Genomic DNA, 24,468 nt, shown 5'->3' on the forward strand with positions numbered 1-24,468 from the left:
CGAATATCCCGCCTCCGGCGGGGAGTTGGGAAAACGGCCTCCGGCCTATTTCCCAACTGCGTTCCTCCGGAACGAACAACAAGGGCGAGTTTTGCGTTCCTCCGGAACGGAACTAGAACGGAACTAGGCTAGTTTTGTAGGTGAGTTGAGTAGTTGTGTGAGGGAGAGTCATGTCTGTTCCCTGAAGGAGGGGTCGGGAAATCTCCGATTCCCTTTTAGGCGAGGCAGTTGCAATTCAGTATTCCGTGAAAGGAATTACACCACGGAATATGTGTGTGGGCTAGGGCCCCTCCGGGGCCAACACCCCTGTGCCGGGACAGACCCGAGGGGCGGGCTGCCTCCGGCAGCAGGACACAGTCAGAAGAGAAGCAACAGGAGACACCATCGAGACGTCACCGGAGCCGCCGTAGGAGCCCACGCACAGAACCTCACTGACACACCCTCACAGACCCCACCCACCCACGCGCGGGCACCCCGTGACCGCGCAACCTACAACTACACGGCTCCATCCCCGCCGCGCCCGCAGACCAAGCCCCACCCTCCTTTTCTTGATCATTGGGCGTAGGGAGTCGGGTAGAAGGGGATGCCTGACCCCCCACCACACTCCGCAACGGGTCTGAGCTGGTCTTTTCTGCTGTGTGCCGGGATCGGGGTGTACCAGATGTTGAACCAGATCCCCGTGCCAGATGGTGTAGCAGATCCCGTACCAGATACGGAGGTTCGGTGTGTTGCTTCACTTCCGGGCACTCTTCCACTATTATTGAAGACGCCGAAGGGGTTGGCACCCCAGACGCTGCCGAACCATCAACAGAGAGGCACCATCATGGAGATCACGATCTCTGAGGGAATCGTCCGCCGCACCGAGGGCGGACAGGGTGCGCCGAACACTCCGCAGGCGATCCAGGCGCGCACTATCGCCAACTTCCTTCCGCTGCACTGCCAGCGCGCCGGAGCGAAGATCGTGCACAATGTCGACGCCCGGTACACCGGCATTCGCATGGAGACGAGTGCAGGCCCGGTAATCATCGAAATGCCGACGGAAGCTGGCGGCGTGTTCCGGGTCGTTCAGGAATTCATCGAGCCGGTCAACGGGAAGACGGAGCGGGAATTGGTCCGCTTCCCTCAGATCTACAAGGCTCAGGGGATCGCGTACATGACGTCTGAGTTCCTGCGCAGTCGCGGGTTCCTCGGCTAGTACCTCACGCGAAGGATGCGGGGAGGGGGGGTTCCCCTCCCCGCATCTTCCACTATTATTGAAGTCATCGGGGAGCGGCACTCCCCGACACCGCCGAACATCAACTCCGTTGAGGGGAACCACACATGACCCAGCAGGCGACCGAAAACGCGATCTCCCGCACGGCCCGCACCGACACCCGCAATGCCGACCTGAACGACTTGGCCCGCATCCTGAAGGACCAGCACGGCCGCAAGGTCGACATCGTCACCCCCGCGTCCGCGCTCGGCGTCCAGGACGGAAGCCTGACCGTGCGCGGTGTAGAGGCGATCATCGACGAGGACGGAGTGACCGACCCGAACGGTTTCTACCGTCCGACCGCCGTCGCGGAAGAGGGCCTCTCGGCGAAGCTGCGCATCCCGGTCGGCTACCTGCGCCGGATGCGGGTGGAGAACCTGCCGCTGTACGACCTGAACGTTGCCGGGTGGCTGGAGCAGGAGCCCGAGCGCCGCTTCCTGCTCCGCACGTTCAAGGGCGATGACGGAGGGCAAGGCGTTGCACGGGCCTTCCTGTCCGACAGTTACAAGCTCATCGACAACTTTGATCTCCTGGTGGCCGCGCTGGACGGTGTCCGCAGGTCGGGTCACCCGGTGAAGGTGACCGGGTGTGACCTGACAGACCGCCGGATGTACGTCCGAGTGGAGTCGGAGACGGTCGCCGTGCAGGCTCGCGAGCTGCTGAAGGGGTACCGCTCCCCTTACACCGGGCAGACCGGCGACGAACTGCCCCTCGTCTCTGCCGGGTTCCTGATCACCAACAGCGAAGTCGGAGACGGAGCGTTCACCATCACGCCCCGCGCCGTGGTTCGGGTCTGTGAGAACGGCCTGACGATGACGAAGGACGTCATGCGTGCCGTGCACCTGGGCGGGAAGCAGGACGAAGGCATCGTCCAGTGGTCCGGTGCCACTCAGCGCAAGATGCTGGAATTGATCGCGGCCAAGACCACCGACGCCGTGACGCAGTTCCTCTCCCCCGCGTACGTCGAGACCAAGCTGCGAGCGCTGGAAGGCGCAGCCGGACGCCCGGTCACCGACCCGGTCAAGACCATCGAGGTCGTGTCCAAGCAGCTCAACATCACGGACACCGTGCGCGACAGCATCCTCGGCCACTTCATCCAGGGCGGGCAGCTCACCGCCGGAGGGGTCATGCAGGCCATCACCTCTGTTGCCCAGACCCTGCCCGACGCCGACGCGGCGCACGAGCTGGAGGGCCGTGCCCTGCCCGCCCTCGCGGCCGCCGCCGCTCTCTAGTCACCCTCCCCAGCCCCGGGGAGAACAGCTCTCCCCGGGGCCCATCCGGCAGACCGAAGGATCGCCATGGCTGACTACTGCACCAATAAGCGCCCTGCCACCGGGAGTGTCCGGCAGCTGCGCACTGCGCACCTGGGGAGCAAGTTCTCGAAGATGCACGGCCGTTGGGTCGGCGACTGCCCCGAGTGCGGCCGCCAGGGTCTCGGTGTCACGGCTCAGGACAACCTGCCCCGTCACAAGCCGATGACCGCCAACGCCTGACCCGCAAGGCGTGCGCGCGCTGATCCGTGGCGGCTCGCACGCCTTGCCCTTCCCATCGGGGGCGCCGCACCCCGGGGTGCGGCGCCCCCCTCTCCCCGAGCGTCGTACAACGGCGCGCGCATCAACTAGCCCCGCTGGAGGCTCCGCCATGCCTGAAAACAACGACGGCCCCGTTCCCCCCGCCGTGCCGCGCCCCCGCCACCCCTTCGATGCTCCCGCGCCCCGCATCCCCTCCCAGGGGCGCCCGCACGAGGAGTAGTCCCGCTCCCGCCGGCCGAAGGCTGCCCGCGCTCACCGCCCCCGAGGAGGCACCGCCATGAACCACCACGAGATGGAGTTCCACCGCCCCACCGCCCCCGCGAACACCGACTCAGCAAGTCTGCGGCGTGCTGTCACCGCCCTTTCGCGTCTGCTTGCTGTGCTTGGCCCCGGTGAGCACCACATCGTGGGTTCTCGCGGTTTCGCAGATGTCGCTGCCGCGCACATCACACTCGCCCCGCTCAGTACGGGAATGGTCATTTCCCACAGTCCGCTAGAGACGATGGAGCTCACCGCAGTGCTCGCTCGGGCGTTCAGCGATCCCAAGGGGATGGGGGGCGGACTGGTCGTGCGCACCCAGGCTTCCCGGGGCGAGGGGGAGCGGGTCCGAGGGTGGCGGCTGCGGGATGGCTGGCTGCTCCCGCTCACCGAGGGAGAGGTGTTCTCGGCGTATTGCACAGATGCGCTGACAGGTGACCCCCTCTCCCCTGAGTCCGACGTCGAGTACAGCGCGGGTCTGTCGATTCCCACCCCGGAAGAGATCTCCTAGTCCGCTCCGCTACCGGCCACCGGCGCCACCTGCTCACCGGCATGGGGACGCCGGACCGGCTGCCGAGCGCAGCGCCACCCCCGTCCGGCGCGAAGCGCGGGACATTCGCCAGCGCGCAGCGCGGGGCCCGCACTGCCTTCAGCAGTGAGCGCAGCGAACTGCCCTCCCTGGAACAGCGCGCAGCGCTAGGCCCACCCGCTCCGCGGGGACCAGTGAGGCCGCCCCGCTCCCCCTGCGCCTCTTGTCATCTGCCCGACCCGTTCTCTCACTTGAGGAGGCTCCATGCCCACCACCCTCACCGTGCCGCTCCTCGACCTCACCGCCCTGCGGCGCGGCTACACCGCGTACAACATCACGGCAGCCCTGAAAGCCATTGGCCACATCGTCGGCCAGGGCTGGACTCCGCTTGCTCCCTATCCCGGTTCGGACACGTTGTGGCTCGTGCGGTGCGAACTGTGTGACACGGTAGGCCTACGGTTCTACTCCCACCTGCGCCGGGGACGGCCGCTGAAGCGGCATCCGGGATGCCTCCCTCTCGCCGAGCAGGCCGCCGCCCTGGCCGCGCTGCCCACCACCCCCCGGGCCGTGTTCCGGGTCGAGGAGATCCTGCGCGAGGCGCTCACCGCAGCAGGCCATGACACCCGCGTCTTGCAGGCCCGCGAAGCACTGGTGGTTCGGCTGCCCGGTGGACCGGCGGAGATCTGGATCAACGGCACCGGCGCCAGCATCGGATACGAGCCGGACGAGCACACCGGATGGATGGCTGTGTTTCGGCCGGACGGCGACGACACGTGCGGCCCCGACGGGCAGCTCCTGTACCGCTCCGACAGCCGCACGTTCGGCGCGGACACCGAAGGCCTTGTGAAGGCCGTCCGGGGCCGCGCCGCCACGTACGCCGCCGAGCAGGCCGCATCGGCGGAGGCCGCCTGATCCGGCACCCCTCCCCGCAGGTAGGGGCCGCACTTCGCGCCCCTACCTGCCACCCCACCCGCGATCTGCCCTCCAGGAGTTGTGATGTTCAGTCTTGCGACCGCATCCGGGCCCGTCCGCATCGTGCCGGCCGAACCGGACCCCAGCGGCGCCGTCCGCTACGCCCTCACGGGCGCGGTGAAGGGCACCGTGCACGTAGTCGCCTCGCACAACCCGCGCCAGTGGGACGACTTCCGCGCGCTGCGCATCAGTCTCGGATCCGAGAACGGCATGCGAGTCATGCCCGCCGAGCCCCTGCCCCGTATTCGTGGGCGCGCCTACACCGGGGTCATGACCCGCATCCTGTCCGAGCCCGCCGACCAACCCGACTCTTGGAGGGTGAGCCCGTCCGGGCTGCGGGATCTCTTTGACCGCGACGCACCGCCCCAGGCCGCAGCCACCCTGCACGCTGTCATGCGCGCATGCGGCGAGCACTACGCGGCCCGGGATGATCTGCCGGATCTGCAAAGCCTTGCCCGGTGGCTGGAAGCACCCATGCTGTGCGGGTGGCTTGAGCCGATGATCAGCACCGCACGGGCGCACGTCGCTCGGTACCAGCGGGACGAGCTCCAGCACCGGCAGGATGCGCGGCAGTGCGTCCGAGCGTGGTGGTTGCTGGCACGGCTCGGTGCCGCGCAGCCGTCCCCTCTGCTCGCCTACCTCCTGGGCGGTCACCGGGACTCTCTTGCTCACCGCGCCAGCTATCTGCCGCGCTGGGCCGAGATCAGCGCTACCGGCGCCGCCGACGTACAGCGCCGCCTCACGCATTTCATGTCCGAGTACGAGCAGCTGCGCCACCGCGGCCGCACACCGCTGCGCGTGGTCCGCGCCGCGCAGTGCGCCTCCTGACCCGATCACCCACCAGGCGGGCCCACTCCACTGCCCCTTGATCACACTGGAGACCCTCATGCGCTTGCTCACCGCATCCGAACTCACCGCGCTCGCCGGGCAGGTGGCCACCCAGTTGGGAAGCCAGTGCCACGTTCTGCCCGACGACCGCCAGGACGACGCCGTCCGGATCGTCGACGACGAAGGGCGCGCCCTGATCCTGTACCAGGAAGAGGCGAAGCCGGAGCGGCTGTTCCTCACCGCTTGCCTGCCCGAGGCCGCCACCGCGCAGGGATTCGCCCTCCGTCCTGTCACCGTCGCGGCCAGCAGCGCAGCAGCGCACGTGGCCGCGCACATCCGTCGGCGTCTTCTGCCCGCGCTCGCCCAGGTCCTGGCCGATTACGAGAAGCGCCCCACGCCGCAGGCACCAACCGCCACCACCGAATCCGCGTCTGATCCCGCTCCGGCCCTCGCCGACGTCCTGGACGCATTCGCCTCGCCCTACATCCCGGGCCGGTGCGACGGGTGGGTGATCGGCGAGCTTGTCAGTCGCCGCCGCTCCCTGCCCGCCGTCTGGTGGCAGACCCTCGCCGCCCCAGACGACAACTGCCGCCTCGGAACGGACGGCCGAGGTATGGTCCCCTTCCTCGGGGATGCGCTGCGCCGTGCAGGATTCCACACGACCGAGCCGCGGCACGGTCGTTGCGTGTACGTCGCCCCGCCGCGGCCGGAACTGCCGCATCCCCGCTACACGCTGCGGACCTCTGCGGGGCGCAGCGGCTCTTGGGACGTAGTGGACAGGTACACCGGAGCGGCAATCCGCAGTTCCTCCGATCTGGAACGCGCCGGGTACTTCGCCGAGCAGTTGGAGTCTGAGCACGGCGTTCAGCGGGAGTCGCGGGTTGCTTCGCTGGAGCTGCCGGGCATTCAGACTGGCGCTGCGGAGTCGACTCTGCTGCGTGTGGTTGCCGTCCTGCTCGCGCGGCAAGGGTTCATCCCGTACGGCCTGGACTGCGTCGACCATGCGGACGTTCCCGGCTTCCTGGCGCTGGCCTCCCCCGTCAGGCCCGGCCAGGTGGAGGTACACCGGGTGCTGGAGCCGTGGGGGAGCGGACGGCCGGCGCCGGGGGGTGGTGCCCTCGGTGCCGGGCATCGCTTCGACCGCGACCTCGCTTCCTACGCCCGGTGCCTGACAGCGTCTGGGTTTCAGGCAGTAGTAGACCGCGACCGCGTGCGGGCGGAGTTCACCGTAGGGCCCACGCTGCTCGGCGGTCCCGGCGACGCTCGTGCCGGGGAAGAGGCTGCGGCGCGGCTGCCCGTGTGGATCAGGCCCACTGAGTGGAGCCAGTAGCCCGGCGCCTGAGCGGTTCCGCACGGATCAAAGGGGGGGGTTCACACCCACCAATGTTCCACTATTATTGGAGATGCGGCGAGAGGCCGACTTCCCCTCCGAGCCCCTCGCCGCTCCCCCGCCACGCGATGCCATCCGGTGCACTGTGCCCCCTTGGAGACGACATGCTGCGCACCCTCCTGCGTGCCCTCATCCGCCCCCGCTCGATTCTGATCCGCACGTCCAGCCGGTGGCTGGCGCTGCCCCCGATCGCACGGGACTTCCTGCCCGAAGCCACAGCCGAGGAAGCAGTGGCCTACAACCGGGCCCGCAAGGCCGCAGCGATCACCCTGTACCTGTTCCGCGCGGGAAGGCCCGCATCATGCCGCGCCCACGACATCGAGGCCGCCGCCACCGCCCTCGGCTGGGTCACCGTCTCGGCGGAAACCCGAGCAGCCATCCGCGCGAACCTCGGCGTCCTGTACGCCGATTCGGAGATCTGGCGCAGTTCACCGGCGGCACAGCGGTGACGCCGCAACAGCACTCAGGGCGGGTCTTTCTTCCCGAGGACTTCGACGAGCCGTGCGAGGACTGCCAGGCCCCGGCCGGAGCCTACTGCCGCCCCGGGTGCGGGTCCGGCTACACCGCCGACGACGCCCGCGCGGACGCACAGGAGCGGACCGAGAACCCTGCTTGACGCTGACCCAGCCGCCTCCCAAGCCGGCCCCGGCACTACCACTTCTTAACAAGGAGCTGTCCGATGCGACTTGCCAACCTGCCCGCAGGGACCGTCATCCTGACGGCCCCCGTCGCCACCGTCGAGGCTGGAGAGCTGGTCGAGGGCGACCTCATCACCATCGACGGGAGCACGGTCACCGTGACCGGCACCGAGCCGTGCGACCTGCCCGGGATGGTCCGGCTCTTCATCAGCTACCGCCCGTACGACAACGACATCATCCGTTGTCAAGGGTGGGTCCTGCCAGCCAACGCCTGCTTCACCCCGCTCCGGCTGCTGCGCACCGACCGCGTTACCTGCGTGCCGTGCAGCACCACGTATGACGTTCGGGTCGACCGTGCGAGCGAGGGCCGCATCCGCTCGTGGGTCTGCTTGATTCACGCCGCCCTGCCCGTCAGCTGAAACGACAACAGGAGACGGCCCCCGGCCCCGCAAGTCCCCTGCCTGTACCGCCGTCGGCGTACAGCGGACCCGCGAACCCGCACCCCCAAGAGAACCCAGCGCTCCAACGCCCGTTACCGAACCGCCCGAAAAGACCCCGCGCGACGGCCGGTGCCAGTTCTGCGACTGCCGAGGCGGAATCGCACCGAGGGCGCCACGCCCTGCCGCGCCGCTCGTCCATCCCCCGGAAAGCAAGCCTCCCCGGTCACTCCGTAGCGACCCGGTGACCGATCCGACGGCCCCCTCACACCAGCGGACAACTACGAGTGCCTGTCCGCCACCCCGCCATGCCTGGAGGACCCCTTGATCACGATCACGCACACCCATGCGGAAGGCACGCTCGCCGACGGCACCTCGAAGGGCGACGGCTCCGGCGACGTACTCAAGCGGTATGGCTTCCGCTGGATGCCCTCCATCGGCATGTACGGCATCCCGGGCACCATCGACCGCGCCGCCACAGACCTGCGCGCGGCCGGTTTCGACACCGAACTCAGCGTGGACGACACCCCCCGCCCCTACGACATCGTGCAGGCCGCCGCCCGTCGCCGGCTGGACGAGCGGCGCGCCGCGATCGGTGGGCGCGCCGACCGACTGGCCCAGGAGTCAGCTGCTTTGCTGCGTCGCTCCGATGAGCTGGTCGACGGCATCCCCATGGGACAGCCAATCTTTTCCGGCAAGCGCGGCCGCTGGCACCGCAAGGCACAGACCCGGGCGGCCGACGCCTTCCTCAAGGCCGGTGCCGCCGGGCGTGAGGCCGAGCGGCAGGCCGACCGGGTGCAAGCCTCGCTGAACCAGCAGGAACGGCGAGCGACGTTGCAGGTCACCGCCCGGCGTATCGCTCGCCTGGAACGCGAATTGCGCACCATCGAGCGGGCGTTGACGGGGCCTCAGGACGGGCCGCCAGCTGGCGGCCTGCGCGCCGAGCAGCTCCGGGCGGAGCGTGCCGTGGCCGAGATCCAGCTTGCCGGAGACCGGTCCGTACTGGAGCAGGCGCGCGGTGCGGGCGGGTTCGGGCAGTGGAGCCGGGACACCCTGCACGTGGGTGACCGGGTTCAGATCCGTGGAGAGTGGCGCCGCATCGTGCGGAGCAACGTCAAGACCGTGTCCGTCGACACCGGCTACTCCTGGGTGAGCCGTTACGGGTTCGAGGAGATCACCCAAGCAGCCTGCCCGCACCCGCATGCCCCCGATGCCCCCGAGGCCCAGACGGGAGCGGTCCGCAGTCCCAAGCCGCGCCGCAGCACACGCCACCGTCCCGCGGGAGTTTCCCGCGCGGACACACAGGCGACGACCTGCGCGGACGGCGCCCTGTATGTGCAGATCACATGCTTCCTACTGGCCGGGCCCGCTGTCCGCCTGATCTGCGGATGCGGAGGCAAGCACTGGTCCAGGGCCCTGGACGGCTCCCACACGACGGCCGCTGCCGTGCCCGCCACCCTGGTGGAAAGCCTGATCGCGGCAGAGGGCTATCAGGTCAGCGGCGACTGGGCCGACCACAAGGTCACCGGCGAGTGGGCACACACCGCACGACGCGCCCCGGTTCAGCGTTTCATCCAGCCCGGCAACGAACCCAGCGCCGGTGTCGGCGAGCTGCTGCATCACTGGCGGGCCGACCGCTGGTCCCTCAAGCTCGCCGACGGATCCGCCTACGAGATCACCTGGGTCCCCGAGGGCCCGGACCACTTCCAGGCCCGCCGGCGCGGCAGCACCACCTCCCTCGGTGCCGCTCCCTCCTGGCCTCAGGCGCTACGCCTCATCCGGGCACACGCCGCGCCGATCGTCCCGGGCGGCGAGGGCTGACCGGCAACCCGACCGCGCATCCCCGGCTCCCGGCGGCGTGCCCCCGCACCGCCGGTGCCCGAACGCGCCTTCGCCCGCTCCTGCCTCCGGCCGTTCGGGCCCGCACCACCGCAGGAGTTCACGGTGTCCGGTGCCGGCGTCCGCGCCGTCCCGGTCACCGTCCTCGCCCGCAAACCGCCCCTGCCCCTGCCCCTGCCCCTGGAAGGAAATGCCATGAGACGGCACAGCAAGCGCCATCTCCCTCTGCCCACCCCCAGTGATACCCGCACGGTGACACCCGACAAGCGCTGCGTGGACTGCGGGGAGAACGGGACGGTCGAAGTCGCCGTCCTTCCCCGGCGCGACGGCACCGCACGCCGCGTCCTGGCCTGCACCGCCCACGCCGCAGTCCGCCGAAACTGACGCCCCAGCCCGCACGCACCGCCTGAGGGAAGCAGCGCTGCGCGTGAGCCCTCGCACGACGACCAGCCGCAGGAGACCCACCGTGCCTTCCGCAAGCAGCCCCTACACGACGATCGAGGAATGGGAGGAAGCCGCTGCCACCCAGCGCGCAGCGGCCCGCGGCGTGGCCCGCCTCATCGCCGACACCCTGCGTCGCCAGTTCGCTGGGGCCGCCTACCTCGTCCTCTATCTCGCTCCCGAACACGACCGCGCCACGCGCCTGTTCCCTCACTCCGTCCGCGATGTGGGGGGCACCATCCTCCACGACTTCGAAGACCACCTCATGCCGCCGGTCGGGCATGGCACTGCGATCAGTGCCGCATGGGGGGACCTCTCCCCCCGGGACCCCTTCGACCTGCGGCGAATCCTGCGCTGCCTCGACACGACCGGAGCCGTCTTCGACAACTACCCCGAGGACCTGCGCACTGACGATGACCCAGCGGAGACCACCATGCCCTGCCTGTTGCTCCACGCCACCGCGCGCCCCGCACCCTTCCATGACGAGAACGACGCCGACGCCAGCGGACGGCTGCTCAGGCCCCACAGCCCGCTCTCGTTCGCTGAACACGGAAGGGCGGATCGTGATGACTGAATTGTTTAGCCTGCCGGGCCGCTCCACCGCCGAGCGGCAAGGGCTGATCTCCCATGACCAACTGCCGAAAGGGGAGGCGGTGGGCAAGCAGGGTGTCTTCGCGGCGCTGGAGAGGTCCGGCCACTACGCCGGCCTGATGGTCGCACTGGCCGGGACCGAGTCACGGATGCGAGCACAGGAGAATTCGGTGGCGCTGGAATTCTTCGGGGACCGGAGCACCGGGTTCATGTGCGGCGACGTCTGCGTCTCGTATGTGAGTTGCGGCCTCCACGTTAGTGTCGCCCATGCCCCGGCGGGTCGCTGGTTTCTGGCGCTCGGCGCACTGGGAACCGTGGGTGTCCTCGGTACCGACTCCACCACTGCCGTCCCAGGGGCTCCGCAATGGTCGTGGGCCCCCGGGGGGCACGGGCTGGCCGAAGGCCTGTGGGGCGGTTCCCTCGATCTGGGGGACGGGCTGGACTGCTCGGTCAGGATCCAGCCCGCACACCAGCAGAAATCCCCGCAGGCCCAGGTGACGGCCGCGTTCTCGGTGGTCCCCAACCGGATGGAGCAGCGCGACGCGGCATGGGGATACGGGGCCCGGTTCCTCGGTGCGCTCTGCTCGGGTGATCCGGCCTGGACCGCGAAGGCCGCGACCCGGCGCATGGTCGCGGAGTCACTTGCCCGCTGCGCGGCATATGAGGAGCCCGTACGCGACGGGGCCCGTGTTCCGTCAGAGCCGTCGGACAGCGGTTCCACCGGCAATTTGGTTACCGAGCCCCGGGGTTGAGCGGATGTGGGGGTGGGTTCACACCCCCACATCTTCCACTATTATTGAGTCATGCCGGAGAGGGGCACCGCACCTCTCCGCGTTCCACCGCCAGTCCGAGGAGGACTCCATGGCTACCGCCACCAAGCCCCCCACCAGCGCCCAGCACACCGAGGTAACTCCCGACCTCTGCGAGATGGTGGTGGTCCACCTCGATGCGGACCGCATCGTTCGCGACAGCTGCAACGCCCGCGAGACCGACACCGCCCCGGACGACACCCTGATCGACTCCGTCAAGGCCGTCGGGATCCAGGACGCGATCAGCGTCCGGCCGCTCCCCGGCGGCACATACGGGGCGTTCAAGGGCTGGCGCCGGGCCCAGGCCCAGCAGGCCGCCAACGCCACCGCCGCCGAGGAGCAGCGCGAAGTACTCCAGGTTCCCGCCTACGTCCGTGCCGACCTTGTCGGCCGGGACGGGTGGACCCGGCTGCTGAGCCTGATCGAGAACGACCACCGCGAAGGTATGGCCGAGCGGGACAAGGTCAAGTCCGTGGAACTCGCGCTCGTGGACATGAGCGAGGCGGAGCAGACCCAGGCCGCGAAGGCGCTCCGTGTGAGGCGAGGAGCGGTCAAGCACGCCCGCCGTGCCCAGAAGCTGGACGATGCGACGCTGCGGCGCGCGTCAGCCGGAGGCATGGATCTGGAGCAGACGGCGCAGCTCGCCGAAGTGGCGGACGTGCCGGGGGCGGAACGGCGGCTTCAGAGCGCGCTGGGCCGGGACCAGGAGACGGGTGAGGGCGGCCGGGGGCACTGGGACCAGGAGATGGCCCTGCTTCAGGCCGAACTCGCCGACAAGCAGGCGCGTGCAACGGCGCTCGCGGCGCTGAAGGAGGCGAAGATCCCGCTCCTTCCGAACCGCAACCACGTGCCGTTCGGGGAGAAGGATCTTTCCCGGCCCCTGTCGGAGCTGACCACCCCGCTGGGCAACCCGCTCACCGAGGCCAACCACTCCGGCTGCCCCGACCACAGCGCCCGCCTGGACGAGGCGCATCAGCCGGTGTGGCACTGCGCCGACCCCGCCGCCCACGGCCACAAGGTGCGTCCCGAGGCCCGCAAGCCAAAGAACTCCCTCTCCCCGGAGGAAGCGGCCAGGCGGAGCAACTCCATTGCCAGCACGCGGGCATGGAAGGCCGCCCGCGAGCCCAGGTATGCCTTCCTCGCCAAGCTCTGCCGCGCCAAGACCCTGCCCGAAGCCGCCCGCGCCTTCGCCCTCAAGCACTTCGTGACCCGCTGCTCCGACCCCCGAGACCCCGAGGTCCTCGGACTGATCCTCGGAGCCAAGACCGACGACCCGGCGCCGCTGAACGTGCCCAAGGCCCGCGACACCGCCCTGGTGTTCGCGAACGTGGCCGCCGCATTCGAAGACGACCTCCGCCCCGACAAGGCATGGACGTCCCTGCGCCCCAGCGCCGCAGCCTGGCTGCTCCTCCTGGAAACGCTCCGCCGACAGGACAACGCCTACGCCCTGTCCGAGGTCGAGGCTCAGGCCGTCGCGGCACACCGCCACCGGACCGACACCGCCGGTCAAGCCGCCTGACCGTGCCCCTGGGTGCAGCGTGCACCAACACGCCGCACCCAGGGCCCCGCACCGAAAGGGCACCACTGTGAAGGTCACTGCCCAGCACGTCGGAACCTGCGTCGCCTGGAACATCCGTTCCGGCGCAACCGTCATCGTCCGGCTCACCGGTTTCGGCCCGGACGGCGTCTCCTACACCTGCACCGACGGATTCCGCGAGTACCAGCCCACCTCGTTCGCCATCAGCCTGGACGACATCACCGGCCGCTGGCGCCCGGCCACCGCCGAAGAGACCGCCGAGTTCGAGCGCCTCTACCGGCCCGCGCCCGAGAACTGGGACTGACCCCACCCCGCACGGCACCGGTGCGCGGGCCAGCCAGCCCGCGCACCTGCTCCGGGCTGCCCCGGCAGCTCCCACGGCACATCCTCAGGAAGGCCACCCCATGGACGTCTTCGCCCTGTTCTCGATCTACATCCCCGTAGCTCTCGGCCTGTGCGCGCTCGCGGGCGCACTCACCGGCCGCCTCTCCGCGCGCCATTTCTACGCCCTGCTCACCACCGCAATGCTCATCCGGAGCATCGCCAACATCGCCCAGGGCAAGGCGCTGTACGCCGCCACGGACGCCGCACTCACCGCCTACTACGCCTGGCGCTGGTGGAAGAACGGCGGCGGCGACGACACCAAGCGCCGCCTGCGCAGCGTGGCCAAGGGCTTCACCCCGACCCGCCGTACCGCCCCCACCACGGCCTGACCAGCCCCCCACCGGCACGGTCGGTGCCCCGTCCGTTCACCCGGCCCACCCGGGCCGGGTGCCCCTTCACCCACCGGAGATCACCATGTCCGAGACCACGCTCACCGACGTCTGCGCCTACATCCGCACGCTGCCCGGCCGCGCCGACATCGCGGCCGTCCAGGAAGCCTGCGCCCAGCAGATCCTCACCCTCGACCGCGCAGCCCGGCCCGTCATCACCTCCGGCCGCCGCGCCAGGATCACCGACATCCGGCCCGCCTTCCTCGCCGGGCTGACCGGGACCGTCCAGGAACCCAACAAGACCGTCACCCGCTGGCACTTCCTCCTTGACGAGGAGTCCACCATCGCCCTGCGGCGCGACCCCCGCACCACCTACACCGTCCCCGACGACACCACCCGCTTCCTGCTGCCCGGCAAGGGCATCCCCGCCGGGTGCATCGAACTCCTCGACGCGTAGACCGTGTTCGCGGGGACGGCTCGCCGCCGTCCCCGCTCGGGCCCCGCCTCCGTGGCACCCCCAGGAAGAACCCGACCATGGACGACGGCGGCCCTGAGACGAAGCGCCGGCTGCGCCGACTCGTGCGCCACTGCACCCCGGTCCCGCACCGCACCCATCACGTCGTGAGTCCAACCCACTGCCCTGCCTTCGCCTCGTGGCCCCCACCACGAGCGGATGAGTCTGGAACCGCGGATCGGCATCAACCCCTGCCCAGGTCCCGGCGCCCCCCGCCCTCCTGGAAGGCCTCCACTGCGGCTGGCCTGTCGTTTGCGGTACCGGCCCTGCCATCTGGGCCCCTCCCGGCGCACCCGACGCGTACTGGCTCTCGGCGGCCGCCGTGGCGACTCCGCTCCCGATGCGGTGTGCCGGTCCGCCCACCGCCGGGCGTACGCGGGGGGGGTTGACCTTCACCTCTCTTCCACTATTATTGAAGACAGAGGAGGGTTTCATGCCATCTGAACTCGTCATGCCCATCAGCGGGACCGTGACCGGAGACGTCGAATGCCGCATCACCGAGACGGGCACCGTCATCGCCCGCTTCCGACTCACCGCCCACCCCCGTGAGTGGGACCCCCGCGCCAAGGCCTGGCGCGACTCAAAACCGGTCTCCTACGTGTGCACCGTGTGGCGGGACCTGGCACGCAACGCTGCCGAGTCCCTCACCGACGGCGTCACCGTCCTCGTCCACGGCCGCGTCACCGACGTCCGCGACAACACCTTGTGGCTCAGCGTCAACGACCTCGGCATCAGCCTGAGCCAGCGCATCGCCTACACCGAGCAGAGCCTGCCCGGCCCCCAAGCCGCCGCCCCCGTCAGCGCGCCAAAACCCGCCGCACCCGCAGCTGCCACCACCGCCTCCCAGCCCGCCGCCCGCGCATCCGCCCGCCCCACACCGACAGACTCCCGGCCGCCCTGGTGGACAGCCGAACGCACCCAGGGCTGGCCCGCCTTCACCCCCGCGCACGCCGACCAGCGCGGCTGACTGCACCACCAGCCGTACGGCGACTGCTGCGCAGTCATGCCCTCCCCACCCGTTCGCCCCGGAGACTCATCATGTCCTGCACCGCGCCGGGCCCTCAGTTGCCCTTGTTCGGCCACGCCCCCGACGACAACGCCGATGTCGACGTCGTCATCAACTGGGGGTTGGGCGTCGAGTCGACCGCCTATATCGCTCGGATGCTCACCGCCCCCGCCACGCACGGCATCGACCTGAAGCGCACCGTCGTCCTCTACATGGCGACCGGCAGCGAGTGGCCCGAAACCCGGCTCCTGGTCGAGAAGTTCATGCTGCCCCTGCTGCGCGAGCACCGCGTGCGGTTCGTCCAGCTGGCCCGCAACGGCCACCTGCGCCAGGACGGCTTCACCGTCCTGGACGACTCCCGCACCCCCGAGCGGCTCTTCGCCCGCGGGCCCTGGACCTTGTGGGACGACCTCGAGTCCGTGGGCACGGTCCCCCAGCAGGCCGGCACCCGCAAGTGCAGTCTGTGGGCGAAGGGCGACGTCGGCGACTGGTGGCTGGGGCAACTCTTCGACGGCCGTCCCTTCCGGCAGATCATGGGCTTCAACGCCGACGAGGAAGGCCGCCGCTTCGGCGACCAGGCCGCCTCCAAAATGCCCGGGCGCACCGGCGAGTTCCCTCTCATCGACTGGGGGTGGGGCCGGCAGCGGTGCGAGGACTACCTGCTGGAACGGTTCGGCGTCCACTGGCCCAAGTCGTACTGCACATTCTGCTGCTTCCCCGCCTCCATGGGCGCGCTCCCCGCTCACCTGGAGCGCATGCGCTGCCACCCGGAGCTCGCGGGCGCCGTGCTGCGCCTGGAGTACACAGCTATGAGTCTCAACCCCAACGCCAGGCTCTACGGCCGCCGGAGCCTATTGGAGCTCCTCGACCCGGACCAACCCCGAGACCGGGCCTGCCTGGACGCCTTCGAACGCGAACTGGACATGCCCTGGGCCCTCTACCGGGTACGACGGCTGTTCCTGCTGTCCCACGACGGCCGCCGGCGCCCGGTGATGTATGCCCCCGCGGCGCCGCCTGGCCGATGGCCGAGGACCTCTTCACCACCGCCCCCGCCCGCGTCATCGACAAACAGGACAAGGGCTTCGAGCGGGAATGGCACGCCCTGCTCACCGGTGCCGCCGCCCAACTCCCCCTCACCTGAACCCACCGCGCCTGGAAGGAACGTCCCCATGCCCACCCGATTCCCAGCCTCCGCTCTCGCCACGGGCCAGCGCAGTGCGGTACCTCGCGACTCCCTCGGGACCTGAGGCCCGAGCGGCGATGCGGGCCGGCCTGCTGGCCTGCATGACCCCCGGCCCAGGGCAACGTGATCCCGGACGGCGCGCCGTACGCCTGCGACAACGGGAAGTTCGGCAAGGGGTGGCCCGGGGCCGAGCAGTGGTTTTCCTGGCTGCGAGCGACCGTGGACCGTTATGGCCGTGCCCGCTGTCTGTGGGGCGTGGCTCCCGACGTCCCCATGGACGCCGAGGGCACGCTGGCCGAGTCGTTGCCCTGGCTCGAGCCGATCCGCTCACTCGGCGTTCCCGCCGCCTTCGCCGCCCAGGACGGCAGCGAGCACGGGCTCATCCCCTGGGACCGCTTCGATGTTCTGTTCCTCGCCGGATCCACAGCCTGGAAGACCGGGCCTGCCGCTCACCGCCTGGCCGCCGAGGCCCGCGGACGGGGTCTGACTGTGCACATGGGCCGGGTCAACTCCCTCCGCAGGCTGCGCATCGCGCAGGCCTTCGGCTGCACCAGCTGCGACGGCACCTACCTCTCCTTCGGACCCTCCACCAACCTCCCCCGCCTTTTGACGTGGCTGGACGAACTCCACGCCGCCCCGACCCTGCTCGGAGACCACACATGACCACGCGACTGCGCTACATCGGCGCATCGATCATGGGCATCCTCGACCCCAACCCCTCCCCCACCCCCTCCACGATGAGTGACACGGAAGGAGCCTGGGTCCGGGCTCATGCCTGGACCGAGGGACTGCAGCGCATCGAGGACGCCTACCCGCACGGATTCCACCGCTGGTGCTCGTGCGAGCGCGGCACCTGCACCTCCTGTGCCGCAGAACGACACGAACAGTGCATCAGCGCATCAGGCCCCCGAATCGACACGGATGCCGGCACCGTCACCGACCGCCGCGGCTTCGTCGTCGCGCTCATCCAGTACAAGGCTGGTGAGCGTCCCTGCCGTTGGATCTGCCCCTGCACGCACGCTGCAGACGTCGGCGCCGCCGAGAAGCGCCCTGCCGTGCGGTCAACACCTCCCTCATCGAGGGCTGAGCCCGACCCGGCCGGACAGCTCTCGCTCTTCGGCGGGGCCGCCATGCCGCTGAAGCCAGGGAACGGGCAGGCACGGTGATGGCCCCGGTCCAGGAGATGCTGCCTTACGAGGACCTGCCAGAGTTCCCGACGGCCTCCCCATGGTGCCAGCGGTGGCGCAAGGGCCAGCATTCCTGGCGACATGTCCGGGACGGTGGCTTCGACGCGCGGCTCTACCAAGTCGACGCCATCCGCGAGGACGAACCAGGCAAGGAGTTCGTGCTCGCGCACCACTATTCGCGCTCGTACCCGGCGGTGAAGGTGCAGTTCGGCCTGTACAACATTTCCGGAGGCGAGCGCCAGCTGAGCGGCGTTGCCGTGTTCGGGGTTCCGGTCAGCAAGGCCGTTCTCACCAACCCCCTGCCAGAGCTCCAGCCCTACACCGAGTCTCTGGAGTGCTCACGCTTCGTCCTACTGGAGGAGTGCCCGGGCAATACCGAGAGCTGGTTCCTGGCCCGCTGCTTCGACGCGCTTCTCGCCGACGGGGTGCGCGGCGTCGTCTCGTTCGCCGACCCCGTCCCGCGGCGGACCGCATCCGGAGTCCTAGTCATGCCCGGGCACGTGGGAACGATCTACGCGGCGACGAACGCCTTGTACACGGGGCGGGCAACCGCGCGAACGGTGAAACTCCTGCCGGACGGCACCGTTTTCCACGCACGGACGGCGCAGAAGATTCGTCGGCGGGAGCAGGGCCACGAGTACGCCGTGGATCAGCTCCGCGTGCTGGGTGCTCCTCGGCCGCAGCCGGGCTGCGACCCGGCCGTGTGGCTGCGCGAGGCCCTGACGTCGGTGGGCGCCCGCAACGTCCGCCACCGCGGTGCGCACCGGTACGTGTTCCGGCTGGGCCGAACCCGCCGCGAGCGAGAGGAAATCAAGGTCGAGATGCCCGTCCTGCGGTCATATCCGAAGCAGCCCGACCCCGAGCCGATGGTCCGCTGACCGCGAGCGGTTCGCTTTTTTGCCGCTCTCGGCCTCCCTTCTCTATTTCCTTCTTGGAGTCCTCATGTCCGCGTGTCTCGCTGCGGGCCCGGCCCGGGGTCCTGATCTGGCCTCGTACGACCTCATCGCCCCTCAGCTGTCCGGCGGAAATGACAGTGCCCTGACCATGTGGCTTCTCATGAACGCCGCCCGTGCGGCGGGGGTGACAGAGCGCGTCCGCAGCTTCCACGCCTGTCTCGGCCCCCTTGACTGGCCTTCCGTGACCTACCAGGGCACAGTCTGGCCGGGCGTGGCGGAGCTCGCCGCGCTGCAGAGCACGGCCTTCGGTCTGCCCGCCGGCCAGCACACCCAGGTGACCCGTACGCTGCCCGGCCCCGGCGGGAGCCGGATGCCGCACTCGCTGCTCACCGAGATCGCGGCCTACGGCCGCTTCCCCCGAATGGGCAGCAAATTCTGCACGAAGGCCGCAAAGGAGTCCGTGGTCTCCATGGCCTGGACCCCCTACGTCACCGAGATGTCCCGCGAACTCGGCCGGCCGGTACGGATCCTGAAGGTCCAGGGCCACCGCCGCGACGAGAGCCGCCTCCGCAGCACCATGGCCGCCTTCCGTACCGTGCAGGTCAACAGCGCCCGCATCGTCGACGAATGGCTGCCCGCCCTCGAGTGGCCGCGCCCCGCAGTCCGCGAGTGGAGCCAGGACCACCCCCGTCTACGGCACTGGACCTACGATTCCGTCCCCGGCGCCGGGGACTTCCAGGGCACCTCACGCTGCTCGTGCAGTCTGTGCGGTTTCGCAGGCCTGCGCGACCTGCTGCTTGCCGTCGCCCGCCGGCCCCGCCTCGCCGCCCTGTACGCAGAAGTCGAGACCGCCCGCGGCGACCGCCTCCGGCCCGACTGGAGCATCACCGACCTGATCCGCCATGCCTCCACCTGCGGCATACCCGACCCCGGCGTCATCTGCCCCGACAACGGACCCGACTTCACCGCCCTCGAGCGCCAAGTCCGCACCCAGCTCACACAGCCGCCCCGCAAGCCCGTCGGTCTCGCCGCCCACCACACCGGTCGGACGCTATGTGAAGGCTGCCAGGCAACCACCTGACCACCGCCCTCCCCGCCACGGAAGAATCGGACCGATGACCTACCCCACCGAACACCTCATGGACCTGGTCGCGCTCGCGTACACCACGACCGACCCCGACGAGCTACTCCGGCTGCTCCGCGACAGCCACCAGCTCTACTACCAAGGCCTCGCCGAGGCCCGCGCCGCGGTCACGGCTCGATCCCAGGACCTGCCTGATCCCATGCTCCTTGAACAGTGCCGCACGCAGCAGCTCTTCCTGCCCGCCGACGCCACCCGTGAGGACGCCCTCTCCGCGCTTTCCTTCGCCCGCTGGGAGAACACTCCCACCGCCCTCGCCTACAGCTCCATCGCCGAACGCGCCGCAACCCACGGCGTGAGCCTCCTGCCCGAGGAGGGAAACCCGTAGGGGCCGTCCGCCTGCCTCGGTCCGGCTCTGCTCGGGCGATCGCCTTGTCGGAAGTCTCCCGTAGCTTCCTTCCACGAGTTCCTCATTTGAGCGCCTACTGCTTGATGTTGCGGCGACCCGAGCTCTGGCCGGATCCCGCGATGAGCAGTTTCTGAGGCTCATCCGCGACGAGTCCGCCGACGAACTGGCCCGCGACGACCATTACTTCTAAGACGAGATTGCCCAGGCGCGCCCACGGCGTATGAGGCTCTGCGGGCCGTCGTCCACGGCGGACCCTTCAGCAAAATCCACGAGCACGCTTTCCAGTACGGCTACGGGTACAGGCATCTGTGCGAGCTGACCGTATCGTTTCTCGACAACGACTCGTTCACCCCTCACCGGGGTGACTGCGTGTCCACGGTCGACCAGGGCCTCAAGGCGCTAGGCATCACGGCCGTATCCGTTGAGAGCTTCAGTGACAGCGATCTCCCCAGCCCCCTGCCCTACACCTTCACGCCTGGCTGCGGCGAGTGGACATCGGGCCAGATCGCACGCGCGCTAGAACAGTTCGAGACCACCAAGCCGGCGGCGTCATCGGTTTCCGCGCCTGACGGGAAGCCCACAAAGAAGCCCACGTAAGTGGACGGCGAGGCCTGGCCGGACGAGCGTCCGGCCAGGCCTCGCTGCTCATTGCAGCTGCCGTACTTTCCCCTGGAGGCAGCCGGCTCTTCATCGGCCGCACGGAAATTGCGTCGTCTCCGATGGACCGACGCCCCCATCTTCTGCCATTATGGAGGAACCAAGGGGGGCTTGACCGCCCCGCCAACTCCTGTGGGACGGATCTCCGCATGCCCGCCACCGCCAACCGCGCCCGCCTTGTGGGCACCGCCGAGATCGGCGAAGAGTTCGGTGTGAGCACCGGAAGCGTCACTCTCTGGTACAACAACCGGGCCACCACGGGATTCCCGGACACCGTCGGCACGAAGGGCCGGGCACGCCAGTGGGAATACGGCGCGGTCAGTGACTGGTTCGCGGCCAGGGAGAAGCCCCGCCTGCAGGAAGCCGGCGTGGCGATCGGCGGCGACCCGGACGAGCTCCTCAATGCCACTCAGGTCGCCAAGGCTCTCGGCTACAAGAACGCCAACCAGATCACCAACTACCTGCGCAACAACCCCGGCTACTTCCCCGAGCCTGACGTTGTCGAGGAGCTCGGCACGCCCGATCGCCCCTGGACCCGTAAGCAATGGCGGCGCTCCACCGTCGCCGAGTGGGCTGCTACTCGCCGCGGGAAAGGAAACCGGCGCGACCTTGCCCGTGAAGCGACTCTGCCCGAGGTCTCTCCCGAGGGTGATGCCGACGAGCTCTTGGCCGCCCCCGCCGCGGCCGCGCTCCTCGGCTATAAGAACGCTGCCAGTTTCAGCAGTTCCCTGTCGCAGGGGAATCTCCCCCTCCTCAAGGAGACGGACGGGATCCTGCCCGCCGCCCGCGGAAGCAGCCCAGCCTGGACCAGGCGCCGTATCCTCGACCAGGCCGCAGAGCGCTCGAACAGAGTAAGAAGGACTTCGTCCCCCGCAGGGTGACGTACAGACACGGTGTCTGGTCAGGGCTGTTGATGCCCAGGCGGGCCAGAACACCGTCCGGTGGCCGGCACGGAGGAGTCGCCAACTCCTCCCCCGCGGCGGCACACGCCGCCGCGGACCGGCCACTGCGAGCTCCAGAGCCCCACCACCCGCGTCTCCCCGAACACCCTGCATTCCGCGCTCCTTGCACCCGGAGCGCGGCAACCATGTGCGTGTCCCGCTGGGCTGCGCCCTTGCCGCGGGTAGTCGGGCAGCAGCGCGGGACGGGGGCTCCGCACCCTGCGATTCCCCCGCCCCTGCGGTTGCCGTGTAGGCGCTGAGAGTGGACTGGCTGCTAGAAGTGGTCGGGCAGCCAGGGCTCGAACTCGGTGGTACTGCGGACGACGGTCGTGAGCGCCCTATCCGATACTGCGTGGACGCCGGCGAGGCGGGCCGAGGTGGTGGACCGGTAGCCGCCGGCGTACCAGACCGCGAGCTGGCGCCGGGTGAAGAAGACCTGACCCTCGACACGGGTGGGGGCGATTTCGGCTTCGCCGGTCTTCACCTGGAACATCCATCGGCCCCACTCACCGGCCTCGTTCTCGATCTCGATAGGTACGGCGGCAGTGAGGTCGGCAGGCCATCCCCGAAGCCGGATGGCCTCGGGGATGTTGAGAATGCGGAGCATCCAGGGGTGCCAGGCTTCGGCGGTGGTGCGGTGGTGGCGGAGTCCCTGGAGGAGGGTGGGGTACGGCGGGAGTACGCCGCGGCGGAACTCGATCGTGTGGGCGCGGGTGTTGTGGCGGCCGAGGAAGGCGAGCATGGCGGCGGCTGTTGGGTGGCTGGCGGCCCAGAAGTCGTGGACGACCAGGCTCATGCCGTGGCGCTCGTGCCGTTTGGTGGCCAGGGTGAGCAGGCCGGTGGTGGGGTGGCCGGGCCGGGCGAAGCGGTAGGCGGTGAGGTTGCTCTTGGCCTGCTTCCACCGGGTCCACCAGTCGGGTCGGTGGACGGGGCCGTTCCACTGACGGGCGAGACGCTGCTGGAGGGTTTCGGCTTCGTCGGTGAGTCCGTGCTCGACCTCGAAGTCCTCGTTGGTAAAGGACCGTTTGAGGTCGTCGGTGGCCACGGTCCTGGCGAGGACGTCGACCGGGGCTTCCCATCCGAGGCGGCGGGCGTAGCCGGTGGAGGAGGTGACGATGGCGGAGATCACTGCCCCGCGCTCGACCAGAGGTCGCAGTCGCTCGGCGGCCATCGCGGCGGCCAGGTGGTCGCCGCGCTCTTCGGGTGCCACGCAGCCGTCACCGAGGCAGGCGCTGGAGACGGGTGCGCCGCCGAAGAACTGATCGACGAGGAGGCCGAGGCCGCCGGCGACGACGCGGCCGGCGCGGACGGCGACCTGGAGGTCGGCGTGCTCGCGCAGGTGGGTGATGTCTGCGATCCGATGGCCGTAGGCGCGGGCGGCGAGCTGGTCATACTGCTCCCACAGACCGTCGACGGCCGGGGTGAAGGTCAGATGCTGGTTCATCGTCGCCTTCTAATAGTTGGTGGCGTCGCGGACGGCGTTGGCGTCCAGGGGAACCAGGAAGGCCCGGGCGAAGGCCAGGACGCTGGTGCCGTCCTGGTTGTGTGCCGTGGTGTGGCAGGTGATGACCCCGGTGTCGGGGCGGCTGTCGCAGGCCCGGCGGGTGAGGATCTTCGTCTCGGCGTACAAGGTGTCGCCGATGTGTACGGGCGCGGTGAAGCGCACGTGGTCGACGGCGAGGTTGGCCGTGGTCAGCCCGCTGACGCTACGGACGGTCATGCCGGCCACGAGATTGAGGGTGACACCGGAGCAGACCAGGATGCGGCCCCACTGGGTCTTGCCGCTGTAGTGGGCGTCGGTGTGGATGGGCGCGACGTTGCCGCTCAGGGTGGCGCCGAGGAGGCTGTCGAGTTCGGTGACGGTCCGGCCGGGGCGGTGCTCGATGACCAACCCGGGGGCGAGTTCAACAAAAGAGAGGCCGACGCTTTCTCGGACCCGGTCCTCCCCGAGGGACCGGTATCCCTGGGGAAGGCTTGCGGCGCTCATTCCGCGTCCGCTTTGGCGACGAGCGCGCGGGCGGCGTTGAAGAAGGGGGTGCCGCGCATCTGCCCATCCACGGTGGTCACTGAGCCGCCGCTGGCGTCGGCGGCAGCGACGATGGCGCGGGCTTGGGCGATCTCTTCGGCGGTGGGCGTGAAGATGTCGTTGATCACCTTCACGTGGCGGGGGTGGACACAGCCCTTGCCGTAGAAGCCGAGTTCTTTGGCCCGCTCGGCGTCGCGGCGCAGGATGTCGGGGTTGTCGAGTTCCCAGGTGGGGGCGTCGATGGCCGGGATGTTCGCGGCGGTGGCGGCGTTAATGAGGGCTGAGCGGGCGTAGCGGAGGGCGTCCCAGCTCAGGCCGCAGCGGACAGAGGCGGCGTAGTCGGCGGAGCCGAAGATGACGCCGCCGAGCCGGGGCGCGCGCATGATCGCGGGGAGGGTGTCGAAAGCGCGGGGGCTTTCGATGAGGGCCCAGATGTCGGGGGTGTAGCCCTCGGCGTCGAGCGTGGCGGCGACGAGTTCGATGTCGCGGGGGGACTCCACCTTGGGAACCACGATCAGGTCCGGCCGTGCGGCGTAGGCGGCGAGGGCGATGAGGTCCTTGATGCCGTCGAGCGTGGTGAGGCTGTTCATTCGAATGCCGAGGGTGCACGGCGAGCCAGGGAGGGCAAAGAACGCTTCGGAGGCGGTGCGGGCGGTCTGCTTGTCGGGGAGGGCGACGGAGTCCTCGATGTCGACGACGGCGACTGCGGCGCCTGACTCCTGGGCGGCCTCGAAGCGGTCTCGGCGCAGGCCAGGGGTGATGATCCAGGCCCGTCCGGGCCGACGGCTGGTGCTGGTCATGG

28 protein-coding genes are annotated in these 24,468 nt (G+C 69.6%); 25 read left to right on the plus strand and 3 right to left on the minus strand.

All coding sequences use genetic code 11. The features are described 5' to 3' along the window. Positions 1 to 823 precede the first annotated feature (823 nt). The 25 genes from N4G70_RS31860 to N4G70_RS31980 all read left to right on the plus strand — a co-directional run bounded on the left by N4G70_RS31860 (position 824) and on the right by N4G70_RS31980 (position 21,580). Positions 824 to 1,195 (plus strand): hypothetical protein, encoded by a 372-nt coding sequence (locus N4G70_RS31860; protein ID WP_261716255.1) that lies wholly within the window; start codon positions 824 to 826, stop codon positions 1,193 to 1,195. Between the two features lie 125 nt (positions 1,196 to 1,320). Then, positions 1,321 to 2,484, plus strand: a complete 1,164-nt coding sequence (locus tag N4G70_RS31865; protein WP_261716256.1) for a DUF932 domain-containing protein — start codon at positions 1,321 to 1,323, stop codon at positions 2,482 to 2,484. Between the two features lie 66 nt (positions 2,485 to 2,550). After that, positions 2,551 to 2,745, plus strand: a complete 195-nt coding sequence (locus tag N4G70_RS31870) for a hypothetical protein (protein WP_261716257.1) — start codon at positions 2,551 to 2,553, stop codon at positions 2,743 to 2,745. Between the two features lie 316 nt (positions 2,746 to 3,061). Further along, a complete protein-coding gene (locus tag N4G70_RS31875) occupies positions 3,062 to 3,553 on the plus strand; it encodes a hypothetical protein (RefSeq protein WP_261716258.1) in 492 nt (163 codons plus the stop codon). Positions 3,554 to 3,835: 282 nt separating this feature from the next. After that, the gene (locus N4G70_RS31880; protein ID WP_261716259.1) at positions 3,836 to 4,483 is read left to right on the plus strand and encodes a hypothetical protein; all 648 of its coding nucleotides are present in this window, start codon (positions 3,836 to 3,838) and stop codon (positions 4,481 to 4,483) included. An 84-nt stretch (positions 4,484 to 4,567) separates the two neighbouring features. Beyond that, positions 4,568 to 5,371 carry a hypothetical protein gene (locus N4G70_RS31885; protein WP_261716260.1) on the plus strand — a complete coding sequence of 268 codons (804 nt, stop codon included), beginning with the start codon at positions 4,568 to 4,570 and terminating at the stop codon, positions 5,369 to 5,371. 58 nt (positions 5,372 to 5,429) lie between these two features. Continuing rightward, entirely contained in the window at positions 5,430 to 6,701 is a 1,272-nt protein-coding gene (locus N4G70_RS31890) for a hypothetical protein (protein ID WP_261716261.1), read from the plus strand. 164 nt (positions 6,702 to 6,865) lie between these two features. Further along, complete coding sequence (locus tag N4G70_RS31895) at positions 6,866 to 7,210, plus strand: hypothetical protein (protein ID WP_261716262.1); 345 nt, start codon at positions 6,866 to 6,868, stop codon at positions 7,208 to 7,210. 230 nt (positions 7,211 to 7,440) lie between these two features. After that, on the plus strand, positions 7,441 to 7,818 hold the full coding sequence (locus N4G70_RS31900; protein WP_261716263.1) for a hypothetical protein: 378 nt from the start codon (positions 7,441 to 7,443) through the stop codon (positions 7,816 to 7,818). A 342-nt stretch (positions 7,819 to 8,160) separates the two neighbouring features. Then, entirely contained in the window at positions 8,161 to 9,657 is a 1,497-nt protein-coding gene (locus N4G70_RS31905; RefSeq protein WP_261716264.1) for a DUF3560 domain-containing protein, read from the plus strand. Positions 9,658 to 9,780: 123 nt separating this feature from the next. After that, entirely contained in the window at positions 9,781 to 10,059 is a 279-nt protein-coding gene (locus tag N4G70_RS31910; protein ID WP_261716265.1) for a hypothetical protein, read from the plus strand. An 82-nt stretch (positions 10,060 to 10,141) separates the two neighbouring features. After that, entirely contained in the window at positions 10,142 to 10,690 is a 549-nt protein-coding gene (locus N4G70_RS31915) for a hypothetical protein (protein WP_261716266.1), read from the plus strand. Further along, complete coding sequence (locus tag N4G70_RS31920; protein ID WP_261716267.1) at positions 10,683 to 11,459, plus strand: hypothetical protein; 777 nt, start codon at positions 10,683 to 10,685, stop codon at positions 11,457 to 11,459. Before N4G70_RS31915 ends, N4G70_RS31920 begins: the two co-directional genes overlap by 8 nt. Positions 11,460 to 11,568: 109 nt before the next feature. After that, the gene (locus N4G70_RS31925) at positions 11,569 to 13,035 is read left to right on the plus strand and encodes a ParB N-terminal domain-containing protein (RefSeq protein WP_261716268.1); all 1,467 of its coding nucleotides are present in this window, start codon (positions 11,569 to 11,571) and stop codon (positions 13,033 to 13,035) included. A gap of 67 nt (positions 13,036 to 13,102) precedes the next feature. After that, on the plus strand, positions 13,103 to 13,357 hold the full coding sequence (locus tag N4G70_RS31930; protein ID WP_261716269.1) for a hypothetical protein: 255 nt from the start codon (positions 13,103 to 13,105) through the stop codon (positions 13,355 to 13,357). A 100-nt stretch (positions 13,358 to 13,457) separates the two neighbouring features. Beyond that, on the plus strand, positions 13,458 to 13,766 hold the full coding sequence (locus N4G70_RS31935; protein WP_261716270.1) for a hypothetical protein: 309 nt from the start codon (positions 13,458 to 13,460) through the stop codon (positions 13,764 to 13,766). Positions 13,767 to 13,851: 85 nt separating this feature from the next. Continuing rightward, on the plus strand, positions 13,852 to 14,223 hold the full coding sequence (locus N4G70_RS31940) for a hypothetical protein (RefSeq protein ID WP_261716271.1): 372 nt from the start codon (positions 13,852 to 13,854) through the stop codon (positions 14,221 to 14,223). A 490-nt stretch (positions 14,224 to 14,713) separates the two neighbouring features. After that, a complete protein-coding gene (locus N4G70_RS31945) occupies positions 14,714 to 15,247 on the plus strand; it encodes a single-stranded DNA-binding protein (RefSeq protein WP_261716272.1) in 534 nt (177 codons plus the stop codon). A gap of 71 nt (positions 15,248 to 15,318) precedes the next feature. Further along, a complete protein-coding gene (locus N4G70_RS31950) occupies positions 15,319 to 16,533 on the plus strand; it encodes a hypothetical protein (RefSeq protein WP_261716273.1) in 1,215 nt (404 codons plus the stop codon). A gap of 59 nt (positions 16,534 to 16,592) precedes the next feature. Further along, complete coding sequence (locus tag N4G70_RS31955) at positions 16,593 to 17,132, plus strand: hypothetical protein (RefSeq protein ID WP_261716274.1); 540 nt, start codon at positions 16,593 to 16,595, stop codon at positions 17,130 to 17,132. Further along, positions 17,129 to 17,635, plus strand: a complete 507-nt coding sequence (locus tag N4G70_RS31960; protein ID WP_261716275.1) for a DUF6248 family natural product biosynthesis protein — start codon at positions 17,129 to 17,131, stop codon at positions 17,633 to 17,635. Before N4G70_RS31955 ends, N4G70_RS31960 begins: the two co-directional genes overlap by 4 nt. A gap of 17 nt (positions 17,636 to 17,652) precedes the next feature. Then, positions 17,653 to 18,534 carry a hypothetical protein gene (locus tag N4G70_RS31965; protein ID WP_261716276.1) on the plus strand — a complete coding sequence of 294 codons (882 nt, stop codon included), beginning with the start codon at positions 17,653 to 17,655 and terminating at the stop codon, positions 18,532 to 18,534. A gap of 64 nt (positions 18,535 to 18,598) precedes the next feature. Next, a complete protein-coding gene (locus N4G70_RS31970) occupies positions 18,599 to 19,633 on the plus strand; it encodes a phosphoadenosine phosphosulfate reductase (RefSeq protein ID WP_261716277.1) in 1,035 nt (344 codons plus the stop codon). Between the two features lie 34 nt (positions 19,634 to 19,667). Further along, positions 19,668 to 20,021 carry a hypothetical protein gene (locus N4G70_RS31975; RefSeq protein ID WP_261716278.1) on the plus strand — a complete coding sequence of 118 codons (354 nt, stop codon included), beginning with the start codon at positions 19,668 to 19,670 and terminating at the stop codon, positions 20,019 to 20,021. A gap of 827 nt (positions 20,022 to 20,848) precedes the next feature. Further along, positions 20,849 to 21,580 (plus strand): hypothetical protein, encoded by a 732-nt coding sequence (locus N4G70_RS31980; RefSeq protein ID WP_261716279.1) that lies wholly within the window; start codon positions 20,849 to 20,851, stop codon positions 21,578 to 21,580. Positions 21,581 to 21,914: 334 nt separating this feature from the next. Here N4G70_RS31980 and eis read toward each other — a convergent pair whose 3' ends face one another. Genes eis through N4G70_RS31995 form a run of 3 tightly spaced genes read right to left on the minus strand, consistent with a single transcriptional unit; the run spans position 21,915 to position 24,466 of the window. Beyond that, a complete protein-coding gene (gene eis / locus N4G70_RS31985; RefSeq protein ID WP_261716280.1) occupies positions 21,915 to 23,084 on the minus strand; it encodes an enhanced intracellular survival protein Eis in 1,170 nt (389 codons plus the stop codon). Between the two features lie 9 nt (positions 23,085 to 23,093). Continuing rightward, positions 23,094 to 23,627, minus strand: a complete 534-nt coding sequence (locus N4G70_RS31990; RefSeq protein WP_261716281.1) for a MaoC family dehydratase — start codon at positions 23,625 to 23,627, stop codon at positions 23,094 to 23,096. Further along, a complete protein-coding gene (locus tag N4G70_RS31995; RefSeq protein ID WP_261716282.1) occupies positions 23,624 to 24,466 on the minus strand; it encodes a CoA ester lyase in 843 nt (280 codons plus the stop codon). The genes N4G70_RS31990 and N4G70_RS31995 overlap by 4 nt, the downstream gene beginning before the upstream one ends. Positions 24,467 to 24,468 lie beyond the last annotated feature (2 nt).

This window comes from Streptomyces sp. ASQP_92, assembly GCF_025399895.1.
Lineage (GTDB): Bacteria > Actinomycetota > Actinomycetes > Streptomycetales > Streptomycetaceae > Streptomyces.